The following is a 17,403-nucleotide window of genomic DNA, read 5'->3' as shown; positions in this document are numbered from 1 at the left end:
CCCGTGACACGACAACAACCGCCGCTCTCCCACTTCAGTGAGAAAACGACGGTTGCAGAAAACCGACTAACGCTTATTGAGCGCTTTTATGCAATCGAGCCGCGAACCTTTTCGTAGGCAGCGCCGACCTTGTACAGACGATCGTCACCGTGGCGCGGAGCCATAATCTGCAGGCCTACCGGCAGACCCGTGTCTTCAGCCAGGCCCGACGGCACGGACATGCCACACATGCCGGCCAGGTTGAGCGGCAGAGTACACAGGTCGAACATGTACATGCTCAGCGGGTCGTCAACCTTCTCGCCCAACTTAAACGCAGTGGTCGGAGTGGTCGGCGAGATCAGGACATCCACCTGTTCGAAGGCCCGCTCGAAGTCCTGCTGAATCAGGGTACGGACGCGCTGTGCCTGGATGTAGTAGGCATCGTAGTAACCGACCGATAGCGCGTAGGTACCAATGATGATGCGTCGCTTAACCTCATCGCCGAAACCAGCGGCACGGGTCATAGCCATGACCTCATCGGCCGAGTGCGAACCGTCATCACCAACACGCTGGCCGTAACGCATGCCGTCGAAACGAGCCAGGTTGGAGCTGACCTCACACGGCAGAATCAGGTAGTACGCGCTCAGTGCGTGGTCGAAGTTCGGGCAATCGACCTCGACCACCTCTGCGCCAGCTTCCTTAAGCTTGTCGACGGCCTCGTGGAAGCTGTCCAGTACGCCGGCCTGGTAACCCTCGGTGCGGTCGAACTGCTTGACGATGCCGACCTTAACCCCCGTGAGGTCACCGGTAGCACCTTCCTTGGCAGCAGCAACCACATCGGCAATCGGCTGCTCCGTGGAAGTCGAGTCATTCTCGTCGTGACCAGCAATGATTTCGTGCAGCAGCGCGGTGTCCAAAACGGTACGCGCGGTCGGGCCACCCTGGTCCAACGAGGAGGCACAAGCGACCAGGCCGTAGCGGGATACCGTGCCATAGGTCGGCTTCACACCGACCGTTGCGGTCAGAGCTGCTGGCTGACGAATCGAGCCACCGGTGTCAGTACCGATAGCCAGCGGAGCCATACCGGAGGCCAGGGCTGCAGAAGAGCCACCACCGGAACCGCCTGCGGTGCGCTCAACATCCCACGGGTTGTGAGTCGGGCCGTAAGCGGAGTTTTCAGTCGACGAGCCCATGGCGAACTCATCCATGTTGGTCTTACCCAGGATTGGGATGCCAGCTGCACGCAGCTTGGCAGTAACCGTTGCGTCGTAAGGGCTCATGTAGCCCTCGAGCATCTTGGAAGCGCAGGTGGTCGGCGCATCGGTGGTAGTGAAGACATCCTTCAGCGCCAGCGGAACACCGGCCAGCGCGGAGGCCGGCTCCTCGCCAGCATCCAGCGACTCATCGACCTTGCGAGCTGCAGCCAGGGCCTCTTCGGCACCGACGTGCAGGAATGCGTGAATGTCCTCATCAATTGCCGCGATACGGTCGAGGAACGCCTGGGTGACCTCTACCGAGGTCAGCTCACGAGCGTGAATCTTCTGTGCGAGCTCGAAAGCGCTCAGCCCCAGAATCGGGTCCTCAGCAACAGCGGCATGCAGATTCGGGTTAGCTGCAGTCATTTCTTCCACGTACTCCTACTCGCCAAGAATCTGGGGAACTTCAAAGCGCTGGCGGTCCTGCGACGGCGCCTGGTCCAGCGCCTGCTCCGCAGTCAGCGTCGGCTTGACGACGTCCTCGCGCATCACACCGGACAGCGAAGAGGGGTGACTCATCGGTTCAACGTCATCCGCAGCCACCTTTTGAACGGCCTGGACGTGGTTAATAATGCCGTCGATCTGACCGGCGAACTCGTCGAGTTCCGCGTCAGTCAGAGCCAGACGGGACAATCGCGCTAGGCGGGCGACCTCATCGCGTGAGATAGCTGGCACGCTAGTACCCCTTTCATTTCTTCGTACGAAGCTAGTGCACAGAAGTTTAGTTGAAACTGATTTTGAACCGCGCGAGCGGGCTGTACTTGCCAACAGTAGTCGTTGTCGCCAAGCAGTTGTCCGCAGGGTCTTACATTTCAAAGGTTTACCCTGTAGCCTAAATCACTACTTCTATAGTTACACCGCAACAATCACTATCAATTATTCGAAAGGTTGTGCACACAGCCATGAGTTACCTCCTTCGCATCCAGCTTCCCGACGAACCAGGCGCACTTGGCTACGTCGCGGCTGCCCTGGGCGAAGTAGAAGGTGATATTCGCAGTGTCGATGTCGTAGATTACGGCGCTAATGGCGTTGTTGTTGACGACATCGTGGTTGACCTGCCCATGGGCCTGCTCCCAGACACACTGATTACAGCGGCTCAGTCCATTAGCGGAGTGGAAGTCGATTCAATTAGGCCTTTCTCCGGCTCGGTCGACCGCCGCGGACAGATTGCACTGCTGGCCAAGTTCTCGCAGCACACGAAAAACTTAGATCGTGCCCTCGGAGATGTCGTCGACGGCCTGCCTCAGACTATGACTGCCGGCTGGGCTATCGTCCTCGGCGAACAGAGCGATGGCCGCTGGGTACGTCGCGCTTCCTCTACCGCTGCTCCAGAGGATAACGGCCGGACTCTGCCGGAAGCCCCAATTGACTCGCCGCGAAACCTCGATCCGGACGAAGAAACGTGGCTGCCGGAGGACTGGACAGTTATGGACTCCTCCATTGCCGCCACTCCGATGGGCAAGGGCCTCGTTCTCGTTATTGGCCGGCCCGGCGGGCCGGACTTCCTACCAAGTGAGGTTGAGCACTTGGGACGGATTGGCACGATTGTCGGCGCGATTATCGACTAGCAGCGGCTAATGGGCTGCCCTCTTCTGAGGGCAGCTCCCTTCCGCTCGAAGCTCTTACCCTAAGGCTCCTCCCCTATGGAGCGCAGTGATTCACGCTTAGCGGTAAAGTCTGGAAATGATACCAGTCAATAAGGAGCTTCTTTGATGTCGAACTTGAGTGACCTCGTCGGATCCCACATTCGTGCCGAGTCCGGCCGTGTCCCCCAGTCGTCCACTGAGATGGAATTCTGGTCCGGTCTGTCACGGGTTGTTGTCGATAACCTAGCGGACAACTGGCAGCGCACCACAGAGGCATACGCTGCTACCCGCCAGCAGCACTACTTCTCCGCCGAGTTCCTCATGGGTCGCGCCCTGCTGAATAACCTGCTCAATGCAGGTCTGGTGGATGAGGCCTCTGCTGCCGTGAAAAAGTACGGCAAGAATCTGACAGACGTGCTCGAGGCCGAACATGACGCCGCTCTCGGTAACGGTGGCCTGGGTCGTCTGGCCGCCTGCTTCCTGGATTCCTGTGCCACGCAGAATCTGCCGGTGACCGGTTATGGCATCCTCTACCGCTACGGTCTGTTCAAGCAGACCTTCGAAGATGGCTTCCAGGATGAGCACCCGGACCCGTGGATGGAAGAGGGCTACCCCTTCGTCATTCGTCGCGAGGAACTGTCCAAGATTGTCACCTTTGATGACTTGGTGGTGCGCGCTGTTCCATATGACATGCCAATTACCGGCTACGGCACCGATAACGTCGGCACGCTGCGCCTGTGGCACTCGGAGCCGATGCGTGAGTTCGACTATGACGCCTTCAACTCGCAGCGCTTCACCGACGCCATTGTCGAACGGGAGCGCGTCCATGACCTGTGCCGCGTGCTCTACCCGAATGACTCGACCTATGACGGCAAGGTCCTGCGTGTCCGCCAGCAGTACTTCTTCGTCTCCGCTTCGCTGCAGACGATGATCGATTCTTACATCGAGAATCACGGCGAGGACCTGCGCGATTTCCACAAGTACAACTCCATTCAGCTCAATGACACCCACCCGGTGCTCGCTATCCCAGAGCTGATGCGTCTGCTCCTGGATGAGCACGATATGAGCTGGGACGACGCCTGGAACGTCGTGTCCAACACCTTCGCCTACACCAACCACACCGTTCTGGCAGAAGCGTTGGAGACCTGGGAATACTCCATTTTTGACCGTCTCTTCGGCCGCGTTCTGGAGATCACCCGCGAGATTGACCGCCGCTTCCGCGAAGACCTGGCGGAGCGCGGCTTCGACCAGGGCAAGATTGACTACATGGCGCCGATTTCTCACGGTCGCATCCACATGGCGTGGATCGCCTGCTACGCCGCGTACTCCATCAACGGTGTTGCTGCCCTGCACACGGAGATCATTAAGCGCGAAACGTTGAAGGACTGGCACGATATCTGGCCGGAGCGCTTCAACAACAAGACCAATGGCGTCACCCCGCGCCGCTGGCTCAACCAGTGCAACCCGCGCCTGTCGGCACTGCTGACTCGCCTGTCGGGTTCGGACGCCTGGGTCACTGACTTGGACAAGCTCGCTGAGCTCGAAAAGTTTGCTGACGACGAGGCCGTGTTGCGTGAGATTCTCGACATCAAGCACGAGAACAAGAAGGACTTCGCCACCTGGCTGGAGCACCGCCAGGGTATTTCGGTGAACCCGGACGCCATCTTCGATACCCAGATTAAGCGTCTGCACGAGTACAAGCGCCAGCTTCTCAACGCGCTCTACATCCTCGATCTCTACTACCGCATCAAGGAAGACCCAGCGCTGGACGTGCCACCGCGCGTGTTCATCTTCGGTGCCAAGGCCGCCCCAGGCTACGTTCGCGCGAAGGCCATCATTAAGTTCATCAACGCTATCGCGGACAAGGTCAATAACGATCCGGACATGGACGGTCGCCTGCAGGTCGCTTTCGTTGAGAATTACAACGTCACCCCGGCAGAGCACATCATCCCGGCCACCGACGTCTCCGAGCAGATTTCCACTGCCGGTAAGGAGGCTTCGGGTACCTCGAACATGAAATTCATGATGAACGGCGCACTGACGTTGGGCACCATGGACGGCGCAAACGTCGAAATCGTCGACGCCGCCGGCGAAGAGAACGCCTACATCTTCGGTGCGCTGGAAGAGGAACTGCCGGAGCTGCGCCGCACCTACAGCCCGCGTGGCACTTACGAAACGGTGCCGGGGCTCAAGCGCGCTGTCGATTCGCTTGTCGACGGAACTTTTTCTGACGGTGGCAGCGGAATGTTCCACGACCTGCACTTCTCGCTGCTGGAGTCCAACGGGTACGAGCCGGCCGATGTTTACTACGTCCTCGGCGACTTCGCTGACTACCGCGAGACCCGCGACCGCATGGCGGAAGACTACCGCGACGAGCTGGCATGGGCCAAGAAGTGCTTCCTGAACATCATCCGTTCGGGCCGCTTCTCCTCCGACCGCACCATCCGCGATTACGCCAATGAGGTCTGGAAGCTGGAAGAGACCAAGATTTAGGCCCCGGCTGGACCAAATCCTGGCTGGGCCAAGCCCCAGCTAGGCCTGCCCGGTTTCCAGCAACCGCTTGAACCCATCCTCGTCGAGGATGGGCAAGCCCAGCTCCTCGGCCTTTGTGGCCTTGGAACCGGCGTTTTCGCCAACCACCACGTAGTCGGTCTTCTTCGACACCGACCCTGCGGCCTTACCGCCACGGGAGATAATGGCTTCCTTCGCGCTGTCGCGAGTGAAGTCCTCCAAAGAGCCGGTGACTACCACGGTCAATCCCTCTAGCACCTGATCTGGACGATCGGCGACCTCATCGGCCATACGCACACCGGCAGCTTCCCAGCGCTCGACAACCTCGCGGTGCCAGTCCACCTCGAACCAGTCAGCCACGGAATCGCCGATGATCTCGCCAATGCCATCGATGGCCGAAATCTCCTCGCGGCTCGCAGCGCGCAGCGCCTCCATCGAGCCGAACTTCTGTGCCAAGGTCCGCGCCACTGTTGGGCCCACATGACGAATGGACAGGCTGACCAATACGCGCCACAGCTCTTTATCCTTAGCTGCCTCGATGTTGGCCAACAGTTTCTTACCATTGGCGTTCAGGGTTTTCCGCGAAGCCGTAGTGTAGACCTCAGTGCCGAGCAAATCTTCCTCGGTGAGGTCGAAGAGGCGGGACTCGTCGTCAAGCACGCCGCGATGAATCAAATCGGCAGCGCCCCTCTCCCCCAGGTTTTCGATATCAAACCCGGAGCGGGAGGCGAGGAATTCAATTCGACGACGCAGCTGACCTGGGCAGTAGCGGGTATTGGGGCAACGCCAATCGGCATCGCTGTCCTTTGCCGGAGCCAAACGAGTACCGCACTCCGGGCAGAGAGTCGGATAAATATACTTTCGCTCGCTACCATCTCGGAGATCGGCCACGGGACCGAGCACCTCTGGAATCACGTCACCGGCCTTGCGGATAGTCACACGGTCCCCGATAAGCACACCCTTTCGGTGCACTTCAGAAGGGTTGTGTAGCGTCGCCATCTCGACAGTTGACCCGGCCACGAAAACCGGCTTCATCACGGCATATGGCGTCGCACGACCAGTTCGTCCAATGGAGACTCTAATGTCCAGCAGATCAGTCGTGACCTCTTCCGGCGGATACTTGTAGGCAATCGCCCAGCGCGGCGCCCGCGAGGTCGCGCCCAGCGCGCGCTGCTCGGAAAGGGAGTCAACCTTGACCACAAGCCCGTCCATCTCGTGGATGGCATCGTGACGGTGCTCGCCCCAGTACTGCATCTGCTTGACGACGTCATCCGCGGAATGAACCTGCTTTGTATACGGCGACACGTGGAAACCCCACTCGTCCAAGGCACGATAGGCCTCGTGCTGAGACTGTGGACGCCAGCCCTCGATATGACCAATTCCATGGCAAATCATGGACAAGCGACGCTTCGCCACTTCTGCAACATCCTTCTGTCGCAGGGAACCGGCGGCGGCGTTACGGGGGTTGGCAAACGGCTTCTGGCCTGCGTCGACGCGATCAGCATTGATGCGTTCGAACTCTTCCAACGAGATAAAGACCTCACCACGCACCTCGAGCACGTCGGGAATGTTCTCGCCACTGATTTCATGCGGAATATCTTCGATAGTGCGCGCATTGGCGGTGACGTTCTCCCCCACGCGGCCGTCTCCGCGGGTGGCCGCCCGGACAAGGCGGCCCTTCTCATAGACCAGGTCGATAGACAGGCCATCGATTTTCAGCTCGGTCAGATACGTGCTGGCCGGGGTGCGGGCCAGCCAGCCGCGCAACTCCTGCTCATCGAAAACATTGTCCAAGCTGTAGAGGCGTTCGAGGTGCTCAACAGGCTCGAATACTTCCCCGTCGGCAGGCGCTTCGACCTGTGCGCCGACCTGCTGGGTGGGGCTGTCCGGCACCACCAGATCGGGCCACTGCTCCTCTAACCGCTGCAGTTGACGGAACATCTCGTCGTACTCAGCATCGGAGATAACCGGCTGCGCGGTGTAGTACAGCGCAGCGTTTTCACGAATGCGAGTTGCTAGATCTTGCCACTTCTCCCGGACGTCCGCCGGCGCCGGCTCGGAGGCGGGGGCGCTGGAAAACGAAGACAAATCGGAGGTTGACAGGTCGGAGTTCTCATCGGTCGAGGAAGTCACGTCGCTCATTCTATGTCATTGCCCGGATGCGCCGGGGGACACGGAAATTCTCTTGACCTTGTTCCTGCCCCTCAGCGAATCCGCACTCTCCGCTACAGTTGAGACATGCATAATTTCGATCCGCGACGCATGCTCGCGTTTGATCTGGAGACTACCGGCACGGATCCTCGCACCTGCAAGATTGTCACTTCCGCACTGGTCCGACTGACTGAGCAGGGCAAAGATTCCACCATCATGCTCGCTAATCCCGGTGTCGAAATTCCGCAAGCTGCGTCTGATGTGCATGGCATCACCACTGAAAAAGCTCGCGCGGAGGGGCGCCCGCACGATGAAGTGCTAGCGGATACCATTGCCGGCCTTCGAGCTGCCTGGCGCGATGGTCTGACCGTAGTGGCCTATAACGCGGCTTATGATCTGACGGTACTGCGCTCGCAGGATCCCAGTTTTACCGTTGACGGCCTCGTCGTCGACCCCTTTGTGCTGGACCACTATTTTGATCCGGAACGTCGTGAAAAACGCACATTGACTGATGTCTCCCGCCATTATCAGGTGCGCCTGGACGGGGCACATGATGCCACCGAAGATGCTCTGGCGGCTGCGCGCATCGCATGGGTGATGGCGCGCCACTACCGGGAGCTAACCGAAAAATCGGGAGAAGAGCTGATGGAGCTGCAGGCCGTCGCGTACTACCAGTACAAGAAGAACCTGCAGCAGTACCTGACCGAAAAAGGTAAGGATACGTCGGACTTCACCTTCGGGTGGCCGATGGACTGAGCAGCGGCCCCCTCACCCTCCCCGGCTCTCCCAATATCCAGAGTTTTGTGATTATCCAATGGAAATCGAATATCCAAAATTCGGCGGAATATCCAAGTTATCCAAGCCGATGTGGATTATCCATTGCTATGATTGATGCGTGACCACTCGCGGCGACAAGGCCATCTCCATCCCACGCAATCCTTTCCACCCCACATTCGGCCGATCCCCGGCCATCATCGGTGGGCGCGATGTCGAGCTGGACTCGTTTGAGCTGGCTCTGGCGGAAGGCCCCGGTAATCCCTGGCGAACCGCGCTAATTTCCGGTACCCGCGGAATCGGTAAGACGGTACTTCTCAACGAGTTTGAAGCCGCAGCAAAGCAACTGGGATGGATTGTGCTGCGTGCTCACATCGGCTCTGAAATGATTTCTGAACTCACCGATGTCACCATTCCGCGCACTTTCAGTGCCATTGACAGTGCACCGACGGGCAAGGGCCGTCACCTCACCGGCCTGTCCATCGCCGGCATTGGCGGGTTTAAGACGGAAGTCAGCACTTCTCAGCCCGAGCCCGGCAGGAATCTGCTCAGCCAACTTCAGGATCTCTCGGCTCTCCTCATGCCACAGGGATCCGGCATCTTGCTCACTCTCGACGAGGTTCAAAGTGCAGACCCCGCACAGCTCAACGAAATTGCCCATGCAATCCAGGACCTAAATCGCGACGATGCGGAGATTGCCTTTGTCGCAGCCGGGCTGCCCAGCGGTATCGAAGACTTGCTCCAGCTAGAGGGCGCAACATTCTTACGCCGTGCCGAGCGCGTGTCTCTGGGCCGATTGGACGTGGAGACCACCAAGGACATCATTCGCAGAACTGCAGAACTCGGCGAACGTGCGATGACTGAGGATGCCGTCGAGCTGGCCGCTGAACTCAGCCACGGCTACCCGTATCTCATACAGACCATTGGCTCAGTCGCTTGGGCTAAGGCCAGGTTGGCCCACTCGGACACCATTACCGCTCAGCATGTCTCGGATGCGGCAGCGGAATCAATCCGCCGCATCGGGCTGCAAGTTCATGCGCCCAGCCTGCGAAAAGTACCACCTCGCCAGATTGATTTTCTCAAAGCGATGGCGAGCCTCTCCCCCAATGGAAAGCCCGTGGCCACGAGCGCCATCGCAGAGACCATGGGACGCAAACTCTCTGGCATCTCACAGCTTCGCCATGACCTGATTTACCGCGAGCTGATTGTGTCAGCGTCGACGGGATACGTGGAATTCACACTTCCCTACTTCGCCGATTACCTCAATACGCTGGTGGAATAAGGTCGCTATTCGTCGCGAGCCAAGTCACCGGCTGCCCGACGAAGAAGCTCCGTGGCATTACGGCCTGCGCCGAGTTGCGCCTGTGCTTCTCCATTGGAGCTGGCAGCAAAGCCGCCCATCGGCGCCAGATTCAGGCTCTCAGCAATCTGTAGGCGCGAATAGCCCAGCTCATCCCAGAACAGCGCTGCTTGCTCAGCGAGTGCTCGAGCCGGTGTCGCCACCGGGACGCCCGTGTGCTCTTCTCGCTCCGTGACCGTCACTGGCACAATACCCAGCTCCAGGGACATATCGGCACCGACCACGGCAGCCGCAAAATCCAGTTGCTGCGTGGTTGTCAGTTCTTTGCGAGGTAGCCACACTCCGGCCGCACCGGAATCCGCCAAGGCCTGAACAGCCAGGCCATCGGGGCTCGACAGCGCGATGGTCACTTCGATGTCGTCGTCACGCAGCGGCCCCGTGACCTCGAGGAAGATCTCCGCAATCTCGCGGTGCCCCTGGGCGGGGAGATAGCCCGCGTTGCCCATCAGCATGGACGGGGCCTTGATTTTGCCCTGTGCGACTGCGTCGAGTGCGGGTTCTGCCAGAAGTACCTCGATGTCGCTGTCGAAACGCCGACGGACATCGGCGATGTGGGAAGCCAATCCCGCGGCCAGCGACTGCGCGAAGTACTTCACGGCGCCGCGGTCAACGGCGATGAGATGGCCTGCGGCATTTTCCACCGAAGTTGCCATCGTCCATGGGCCGAGAGCGGTCAGGCGAATCTTCTGCGGGGTGCGTCCCCACGCTTCCTCGCACGCGTCGATGTCTCGGTGGAGATAATCAGTGGCCAAGGCACTCGCGCGACCACGACGGTCGGCGACTTTCCAGGAGCGCGCTCCCCTGTCGACGACGAGGTCAGCCATGAGGGCGGCCGTGCGACCGACGGCATCGGCGCCGAACCCACGGGCGGGCAACGTCGGTAGCGTGAGGTGACCTTCCAGGCATTCGCCAATGACAATCTCTGCCGCCTCGTGTGGATTGCGGCCCGGCATCGGGCCAAGGCCGACAAAGGAGGTCACGACAAGTCCTCTTCACGGGCGGTCGAGACAATCGTGCCGGAGCCCAGCACGTAGTCGCCCGCAGTGTCAGTGTGGTACAAAACAGCGGCCTGGCCAGGAGCGACACCACGGAGCGGATCGCTCAGGCGCAGCCGGAAGGCGCCACCGCGTCCGGTGATGTCATCGTCAGGTCCTGCCAGCACTTCAATACGGCAGTCGATGGGGCGACCGTGCGCACGCACCTGCACCTGCAGCTTGCCGGCCTCCGAGGCAGCGAGTACTTCATCCGGGTTGGCCAGCCAGATGGCACGGTCGGCCTCGAGCACGTTGACATTCAAGTCCGCAGCCGTGCCGATTGTCACCGTGCCGGTCTCTGCATCAATGCCGGTGACATAGCGCGGCTTGCCATCCGGCATCGGCCCCGCCAGGCCAATCCCCTTGCGCTGACCAATGGTGAAACCGTAGACACCGTCGTGCTCAGCGACGGTGTCGCCAGTTTCCTTATCCACAATGGTGCCCGGGCGACGGCCAATCTTCGCGCCCAGGAACGCCTTGGTATTGCCATCCGGGATGAAGCAGATGTCGTAAGAGTCCGGCTTGTTGGCAGTGCCTAGTCCCATCCCGCGGGCTTCTTCACGAATCTCTGGCTTCTCGGTGTTTCCTACCGGGAACATCGAGCGCTGCAGCTGCTCGCGATCCAGCACGCCCAGGACATAGGACTGGTCCTTCTTCGCATCGCGGCCGCGGCGCAACAGGCCGTCGTCGCCAAGCAAAGCGTAGTGCCCCGTGACCACAGCGTCGAAGCCGAGCGCGATGCCGCGCTCTAGTAGAGCGGCGAACTTGATGCGTTCATTGCAGCGCAGGCATGGGTTCGGCGTCTCGCCGCGCTCGTAGGAGTCGTAGAAGTCATCCATGACCTCTTCCTTGAAGCGCTCGGAGAAATCCCAGACGTAGAAAGGAATGCCCAGCTCATCGCAGACGCGGCGGGCATCGCCGGAGTCCTCTAGCGAACAGCAGCCGCGGGATCCGGCGCGAACGGACTGCGGATCTTTCGACAGCGCCAAGTGCACGCCGACGACCTCGTGACCTGCGGCCAATGCACGCGCCGCAGCCACGGACGAATCCACACCACCGCTCATTGCTGCAAGAACTCGCATTGCGTTGCAACCTTTCCCCTCTAGATTTTGTGCACGTGTCACCGTACCACCACGGGGCAAAAACTAAGCCATGCCAGCACGCCGCGCCCGCTCGACCGTTTCCGGCAGCGCCGAAATGACGGCGTCGACATCCGCCTGCGTCGAGGTGTACCCCAGCGTAAAACGAATCGACGACCGCGCTTCCGGCTCCGAAACGCCCATCGCCATCAGCACGTGCGAGGGACGATTAACGCCCGCGCTACATGCCGATCCCGTAGAACAGTCAATTCCCGCCGCATCGAACAGCATGATCAAACTATCGGCCTCCGCGCCCGGGAAGCTGGCGTAGACATGCCCCGGCAAAGCGAGCTCGCTGGTGTGGATAATCGCACCGTCGATGTGCATGATTGCCCTGATGAGCTGCTGCGTCAGACCGCGGATTCGCTCATCGTCCGCCGCCATCGTGTCCACCGCCGCGCGCAGTCCTGCCGCCATGCCCGCCGCCGACGCCACGTCCTGCGTGCCCGAACGCAGTCCGCGTTCCTGCCCGCCGCCGTTGTTATGCGGGGTAAGTTTCGCTTCACGACGAACAAGCAGCGCCCCAATCCCACGGGGACCGCCGAACTTGTGCGCGGAGATGGCCATTGTAGTGGCGCCACTTGCGTGGAAATCAATGGGCAGATGTCCGGCTGCCTGCACAGCATCGATATGGAAAGGCACGCGAGCATCCTTCGCCCGCTTGGCAATCTCCTCCACCGGCTGGATGGTGCCGGTCTCATTGTTCGCCCACATGCACGTCACCAGCGCGGTGTTCTGCCGACTCATCTCCGGGAACTGCACCATGTCAACGCGACCATCAGCACCTACAGGAGCCTCAACAATCTTGGCCCAGTGTTCCTTTTCCAGATGGTGGCATGTCTTCAACACTGCATCGTGCTCGATTGGTGGAACCACAATGTCCGAGCCAGAGGCCTTGAAGTACAGGCCTGAAATCGCTAGATTGTCGGCCTCAGTTCCACCGGAAGTAAAAACTACCTCGATGGGATCGGCACTGAGCAGCTCTGCAATTTCTTCTCGGGACTCTTCCAGAACCTTTTTCGCAATGCGTGCGGTGGCGTACTGCCCCGAGGGGTTGGCCAGACCTAGGTTCTCGACCATTGCCGTGCGCGCTTCTGGGCGCAATGGTGTAGTCGCGGCATGATCCACAAAGTAACGGGTCTTCGCAGCAGACTTCATTTCACTCTTCTCGTCCGGAGCGGCAACGATGTGGTCATTAAGCATGCAGGCAGTATAACGCTGCGTGCGCCTTATGCTCACTATCCGCCATAGTTAAACCTCACTGTCTGCACGAACAGATGAGTAGGACCAAAAAATGCTCGGGGCGGGAACAGACAGGAAATCTGTGCCCACCCCGAGCGGGTAGTTGCTAGCCGAGTTGACTCTCGGCCAGCAGCCTTACGCAACTAGCAGCCTTAAGGCAAGTGCGTATTACTTCAGGTTCTCGATAGCCTGCGGGACAACGTCGAACAGGTCACCGACGACACCGAAGTCAGCAATCTCGAACAGCGGAGCCTCTTCGTCCTTGTTGACCACAACGATGGTCTTGGAGGTCTGCATACCTGCCTTGTGCTGGATAGCACCGGAAATACCCAGAGCAACGTAGAGGTCCGGGGAAACGGTCTTACCGGTCTGGCCAACCTGGAACTGACCCGGGTAGTAGCCAGCGTCAACAGCAGCACGGGAAGCACCAACAGCTGCGCCGAGAACGTCTGCCAGCGGCTCAACAACGTTCTTGAAGCCATCCTCGGATGCGACACCGCGGCCACCGGAAACAACCAGCTTAGCCTCGGTCAGCTCCGGACGGTCGCCGCCCTCAGCCGGTGCGAAGGAAACGATCTCGACAGCGTTGTTGCCGATCTCTGGGAATGCAATCTCGGTAACGTCAGCGGAACCGGACTTCTCCTCCGGGTCAACGGAGCCCGGACGCAGAGCGTAGACCGGGGATGCGCCGTAGCCGACACCGTCGACGATGTACTCGCCACCGAAGATGGAGTACTTAACGGAAGCGTCATCGTTGATAGCAACAACGTCGGACAGCAGACCGGAACCGGTCAGCGCAGCGACGCGGCCAGCGATTTCCTTGCCGGTTGCGGAAGCGGAAACCAGCACCGGAACCTCACGCTCGGAGGCCAGGCCGACGAGAACGTCAACCTCAGGGGTGATCAGGTACTTGTCGGCATCGTCGGACTCAGCAGCGAGAATCTCGCCAGCGCCGTAGGAGGCCAGGGTGTCTGCGAAGCCAGCAGCGGTACCCGGGGTACCCACGACAACTGCGGCCGGGGTGCCGAATGCGGAAGCAGCGGTCAGCAGTTCAGCGGTGGTGTTCTTCAGCTCGCCATTTGCGTGCTCGACGAGAACGAGGACGTCGGTCATAGTGATCTTTCTCCTACTTGTATCTCTATTTGTCTTCTATTCGCGTCAAGCGCCTTAGATGAACTTCTGGGCCTTGAGGTACTCGGCCAGCTTGGCGCCGCCGTCTCCCTCATCGTTAATGCGCTCACCAGCGGTCTTAGCCGGCTTCGGAGTGGAGCCAGTGACACCGGTAGCAGCGTTTTCGAGACCAACCTGCTCTGCCTCAGCAGCAACATCGTCCAGAGTCAGCTCGGTGACCGGCTTCTTCTTAGCGGCCATGATGCCCTTGAAGGATGCGAAGCGCGGGCTATTAGCCTTCTCAGTGACGGAGACGACTGCCGGCAGGGATGCCTTGAGCTGGTAGATACCGTCTTCGACCTCACGCTCACCGGTGATGGAGTCACCTTCGATAGCGACAGAGCGCAGGTGAGTCAGAACCGGCAGGTCGCGGTAGACACCGAGGATAGCCGGGACGGAGCCGGTGCCACCGTCAGTGGAGGCATTGCCGGTGACGATGAGGTCAACATCCTCGAGAGTGTCGATGACGTTGGACAGAGCCCATGCGGTCTGAACAGCGTCGGAACCTTCAAGTGCGTCGTCCGAAAGAATGACGGCGTCGTCTGCACCCATGGACAGAGCCTTGCGCAGTGCCTCGATGGCACGATCCGGGCCAACAGTTGCGACGGTAACGTTTCCGCCGTGCTCTTCCTTCAGCTGCAGGGCAGCCTCAACAGCGTTCTCATTAATTTCGTCGAGAACTGCGTCTGCAGACTCACGATCGAGGACAAACTTGTCATCGGTGAGCTTACGCTCGGACCAGGTGTCCGGAACCTGCTTGACCAGAACCACGATGTTCGGCATTTTTCTGTCGTCCTTACTGGTTGATTACTGGTGAACGTTTATCTGACCTTACTTCGCAAGCCGCCTCACAATAAAGTGAACCAGGCCACGCTCTAGGTCGTCTGTGTTGAAGATAACAGAACCTGTCGCCAATGCGAAGGTGATCCAGATAACAATGTCGTTATTTTTTTAAATTTTTTTCTACACCACGAGCACAGCCCGCCCGCCAACATGCTATTTCCGCATGTCAGACGTTAATAGTACGCAATCAACTGCAGCTGTCTCCGCAGTATTCGCCAACAGCAAACACCGATCCCCAACGGGCTACCCCCACCAGTTTTCCGTCGTAAAGCGGTCCTTAACCGATCTCCCGGGGCTGACAGATAAACGCCGTCGCGCTCCTTCCGATGCGCGTGACCACCACCGCCAATGCCCTGGAGCCCTTAAGTTTCCACTGCTTGCGCAACGCGTCGGGGTTGACGTCTACGCCGCGCACGAGAATTTCCACCGATCCGCAATCCAACGCTGCCAGTGCCTTGCGAACCTGCTTCAACCCCACTTGCTCAATAACTTCGAACCCGGCAATCCCCTGCGGCAAAACATCGCCACTGACGTGCGCAATCCGCTCATCGAGCTGCCACAGCCCATGCGCCGCCGCAAAATGCCGCACCAGCCCGGCGCGCACAATCGCCCCATCCGGATCAATGATGTACCGACCGGCAGCGCGCACATCGACGTCGTCAGGCATGGTGTCGTCGTAGGTCTGCACGTCCACCGCCGACAACTCTAACGGCCTGTGCTTATCGACGGTCCGGATAACCATCGCCAATCGCGTTACGGATTGCCCATCGGTAACTCCGGCCAACCCCGGCGTATATAGACATGCCTCCTTGACCGCACCGTCCACCGAAGTGACAGCCACTTCCCCGCTCCACTCGCTGAAGTCGAGGCCCGGCGCACATTTGATAGCTAGTTCTTTGTCGGGCCAGGCGGCTATGAGCGCCGGCAGCGATGGGAGCAAGTCCTCCGGGTTGGTGATCCTGCGACCACCGGAGCGGCGTGCAGGGTCAGCGACAATGACGGGTGCGTCAAAGGTCGGTTGCAAAGCATCGGCCTGCGCGAAAATGTTCTTGCCGACGTTATGCCGCGCCATGGCCAGCCGCGCAAGGTCGAGATCAGACCCGACAACGGTCAGGCCCTCGTGGTCAATTGCTGCCACCTCAGTACCAATGGAGCAGGTCACATCGGCCACTGATTCGACACCGAGATGCGCAAGCCTACGAGCGCGAGCCAGCGCGACGACAAAGGGCGTGGCCTGTTGCGCTGCTTCGGAAGAGAAGATCCAGTCCCCTGGCAGTTTGCTGACCGCAGAACGCCGAGCTGCCGCGACTTCAATGACCGCGCGACCAAACTCGCCACAGTGTTGGCGTAGATGCGCGGAGTCTGCAATCAGAGACTTTTTAGTGAGCGCGAGCTGGTCGGCCTCATCTAGCCACTCCGGGTGAGCAGCAACAGCGGCCACCTCTGCAGCGGACAGGGACACTCGTTATCTCCTTCCAACTAGGGATCAGCCGGTTAACGGGGGTTGAGTAGTCGGCTAACGGTTCATACCTTTGCGCAAATGCCCCATGTGGGTGGCAACGGCAAAGTACTCATCCATAAAAGGTTCCCCGAGGAAGTCACTACTGGTGCGTCGCACCGGAGTGTTTCTGGCCGCCTCGAGAGCCTCCGCCACAGTATTGACACCGTCCAAGCGAGTCAGTTGCGCCCAGGTCGGAGGCATGAGGCCAAGTAGCCCACGGCGCCATCCATCCAAAATCGTAGTCGGTCGGAACCAACCTGAAGATGATGCCTCAGAGGTGTCACCGTCGGCTCTTTGACCGTCGGGAAGCGCGGCGAGGAAGAAATAGGTGTCGTAACGAATGGGGTTGGATTCGGGTGTCACCCAGTTAGCCCAAGGACTGACGAGTTCGGCATCGAGCGCCAGATTTTCATTGCTAAGAAAATCCGTCAATGACAACTCGTGGGCTTCCAACTGTCGTCGCTGACGGTGGAAGCGGTGGGCATCTGCGACAATCTCACCGCCAGCATCGCGAACCAACAGAGTGCCTGTTTCCTCAAAGGTCTCACGCACGGCCGCGCAGGTGAGCGCGTGCGCCCGCACGCGGTCGACGTTAAAAGCCTGCGCGATCCGCGACTCGGGGTCGGCTTCCGACGGCTCGGTCACGGCCATGCCCTCATTCGCGACAGCGGGGAAATCACGCCGGTCTACTCCACCGCCGGGGAACACGGTCATGTTGGCCGCAAAACGCATTGAGGATACGCGTTCTTGAACGTAGACCTCGAGCCCGCAGTGGGTGTCGCGGAGCAGCAACACAGTCGCAGCCAGTTTCGGCGACGCGGGTGTATTCGGGGTTTCAGGTGTCGGAACCGCCATGA

Annotated in this window: 14 protein-coding genes; 4 read left to right on the top strand and 10 right to left on the bottom strand. The window is 59.7% G+C overall.

What is annotated here, in order from left to right:
• Positions 1 to 86: 86 nt before the first annotated feature.
• On the bottom strand, positions 87 to 1,601 hold the full coding sequence (gene gatA, locus QP982_RS01630; protein WP_049181171.1) for an Asp-tRNA(Asn)/Glu-tRNA(Gln) amidotransferase subunit GatA: 1,515 nt from the start codon (positions 1,599 to 1,601) through the stop codon (positions 87 to 89).
• A 15-nt stretch (positions 1,602 to 1,616) separates the two neighbouring features.
• Positions 1,617 to 1,910, bottom strand: a complete 294-nt coding sequence (gatC, locus tag QP982_RS01625; RefSeq protein WP_049194084.1) for an Asp-tRNA(Asn)/Glu-tRNA(Gln) amidotransferase subunit GatC — start codon at positions 1,908 to 1,910, stop codon at positions 1,617 to 1,619.
• 227 nt (positions 1,911 to 2,137) lie between these two features.
• On the opposite strand from gatC, the gene QP982_RS01620 reads away from it, so the two are divergent.
• The gene (locus QP982_RS01620) at positions 2,138 to 2,803 is read left to right on the top strand and encodes an ACT domain-containing protein (protein ID WP_048735304.1); all 666 of its coding nucleotides are present in this window, start codon (positions 2,138 to 2,140) and stop codon (positions 2,801 to 2,803) included.
• Positions 2,804 to 2,947: 144 nt separating this feature from the next.
• Positions 2,948 to 5,314 carry a glycogen/starch/alpha-glucan phosphorylase gene (locus tag QP982_RS01615; RefSeq protein ID WP_049194086.1) on the top strand — a complete coding sequence of 789 codons (2,367 nt, stop codon included), beginning with the start codon at positions 2,948 to 2,950 and terminating at the stop codon, positions 5,312 to 5,314.
• A gap of 39 nt (positions 5,315 to 5,353) precedes the next feature.
• Here QP982_RS01615 and ligA read toward each other — a convergent pair whose 3' ends face one another.
• Positions 5,354 to 7,474, bottom strand: a complete 2,121-nt coding sequence (gene ligA / locus QP982_RS01610; RefSeq protein WP_141739569.1) for an NAD-dependent DNA ligase LigA — start codon at positions 7,472 to 7,474, stop codon at positions 5,354 to 5,356.
• A 96-nt stretch (positions 7,475 to 7,570) separates the two neighbouring features.
• On the opposite strand from ligA, the gene QP982_RS01605 reads away from it, so the two are divergent.
• Both QP982_RS01605 and QP982_RS01600 read left to right on the top strand, forming a co-directional pair.
• Positions 7,571 to 8,239 carry a 3'-5' exonuclease gene (locus QP982_RS01605; protein ID WP_049194088.1) on the top strand — a complete coding sequence of 223 codons (669 nt, stop codon included), beginning with the start codon at positions 7,571 to 7,573 and terminating at the stop codon, positions 8,237 to 8,239.
• Between the two features lie 139 nt (positions 8,240 to 8,378).
• On the top strand, positions 8,379 to 9,539 hold the full coding sequence (locus QP982_RS01600) for an ATP-binding protein (RefSeq protein WP_049190099.1): 1,161 nt from the start codon (positions 8,379 to 8,381) through the stop codon (positions 9,537 to 9,539).
• A gap of 5 nt (positions 9,540 to 9,544) precedes the next feature.
• Here the strand turns inward: QP982_RS01600 and QP982_RS01595 are convergent, their stop codons facing one another.
• The 7 genes from QP982_RS01595 to QP982_RS01565 form a co-directional block, all read right to left on the bottom strand.
• Entirely contained in the window at positions 9,545 to 10,597 is a 1,053-nt protein-coding gene (locus tag QP982_RS01595) for a uroporphyrinogen decarboxylase/cobalamine-independent methonine synthase family protein (RefSeq protein ID WP_049194090.1), read from the bottom strand.
• Positions 10,594 to 11,733 (bottom strand): tRNA 2-thiouridine(34) synthase MnmA, encoded by a 1,140-nt coding sequence (gene mnmA / locus QP982_RS01590; protein WP_070437874.1) that lies wholly within the window; start codon positions 11,731 to 11,733, stop codon positions 10,594 to 10,596. Before mnmA ends, QP982_RS01595 begins: the two co-directional genes overlap by 4 nt.
• A 63-nt stretch (positions 11,734 to 11,796) precedes the next feature.
• Positions 11,797 to 12,948 carry a cysteine desulfurase family protein gene (locus QP982_RS01585; RefSeq protein ID WP_049194138.1) on the bottom strand — a complete coding sequence of 384 codons (1,152 nt, stop codon included), beginning with the start codon at positions 12,946 to 12,948 and terminating at the stop codon, positions 11,797 to 11,799.
• A gap of 252 nt (positions 12,949 to 13,200) precedes the next feature.
• The gene (locus QP982_RS01580; RefSeq protein WP_016422471.1) at positions 13,201 to 14,145 is read right to left on the bottom strand and encodes an electron transfer flavoprotein subunit alpha/FixB family protein; all 945 of its coding nucleotides are present in this window, start codon (positions 14,143 to 14,145) and stop codon (positions 13,201 to 13,203) included.
• Positions 14,146 to 14,199: 54 nt separating this feature from the next.
• On the bottom strand, positions 14,200 to 14,985 hold the full coding sequence (locus tag QP982_RS01575) for an electron transfer flavoprotein subunit beta/FixA family protein (RefSeq protein ID WP_048735284.1): 786 nt from the start codon (positions 14,983 to 14,985) through the stop codon (positions 14,200 to 14,202).
• Positions 14,986 to 15,322: 337 nt separating this feature from the next.
• Positions 15,323 to 16,507: a THUMP-like domain-containing protein gene (locus tag QP982_RS01570; protein WP_284870115.1), complete on the bottom strand. Its 1,185-nt coding sequence runs from the start codon at positions 16,505 to 16,507 to the stop codon at positions 15,323 to 15,325.
• A 54-nt stretch (positions 16,508 to 16,561) separates the two neighbouring features.
• Positions 16,562 to 17,401 carry an NUDIX hydrolase gene (locus QP982_RS01565; protein WP_284870114.1) on the bottom strand — a complete coding sequence of 280 codons (840 nt, stop codon included), beginning with the start codon at positions 17,399 to 17,401 and terminating at the stop codon, positions 16,562 to 16,564.
• Positions 17,402 to 17,403 lie beyond the last annotated feature (2 nt).

The sequence above is a fragment of the Corynebacterium sp. MSK019 genome (assembly GCF_030232425.1).
GTDB lineage: Bacteria > Actinomycetota > Actinomycetes > Mycobacteriales > Mycobacteriaceae > Corynebacterium > Corynebacterium jeikeium_D.
This window is presented reverse-complemented; position numbering and strand designations above follow the sequence as displayed.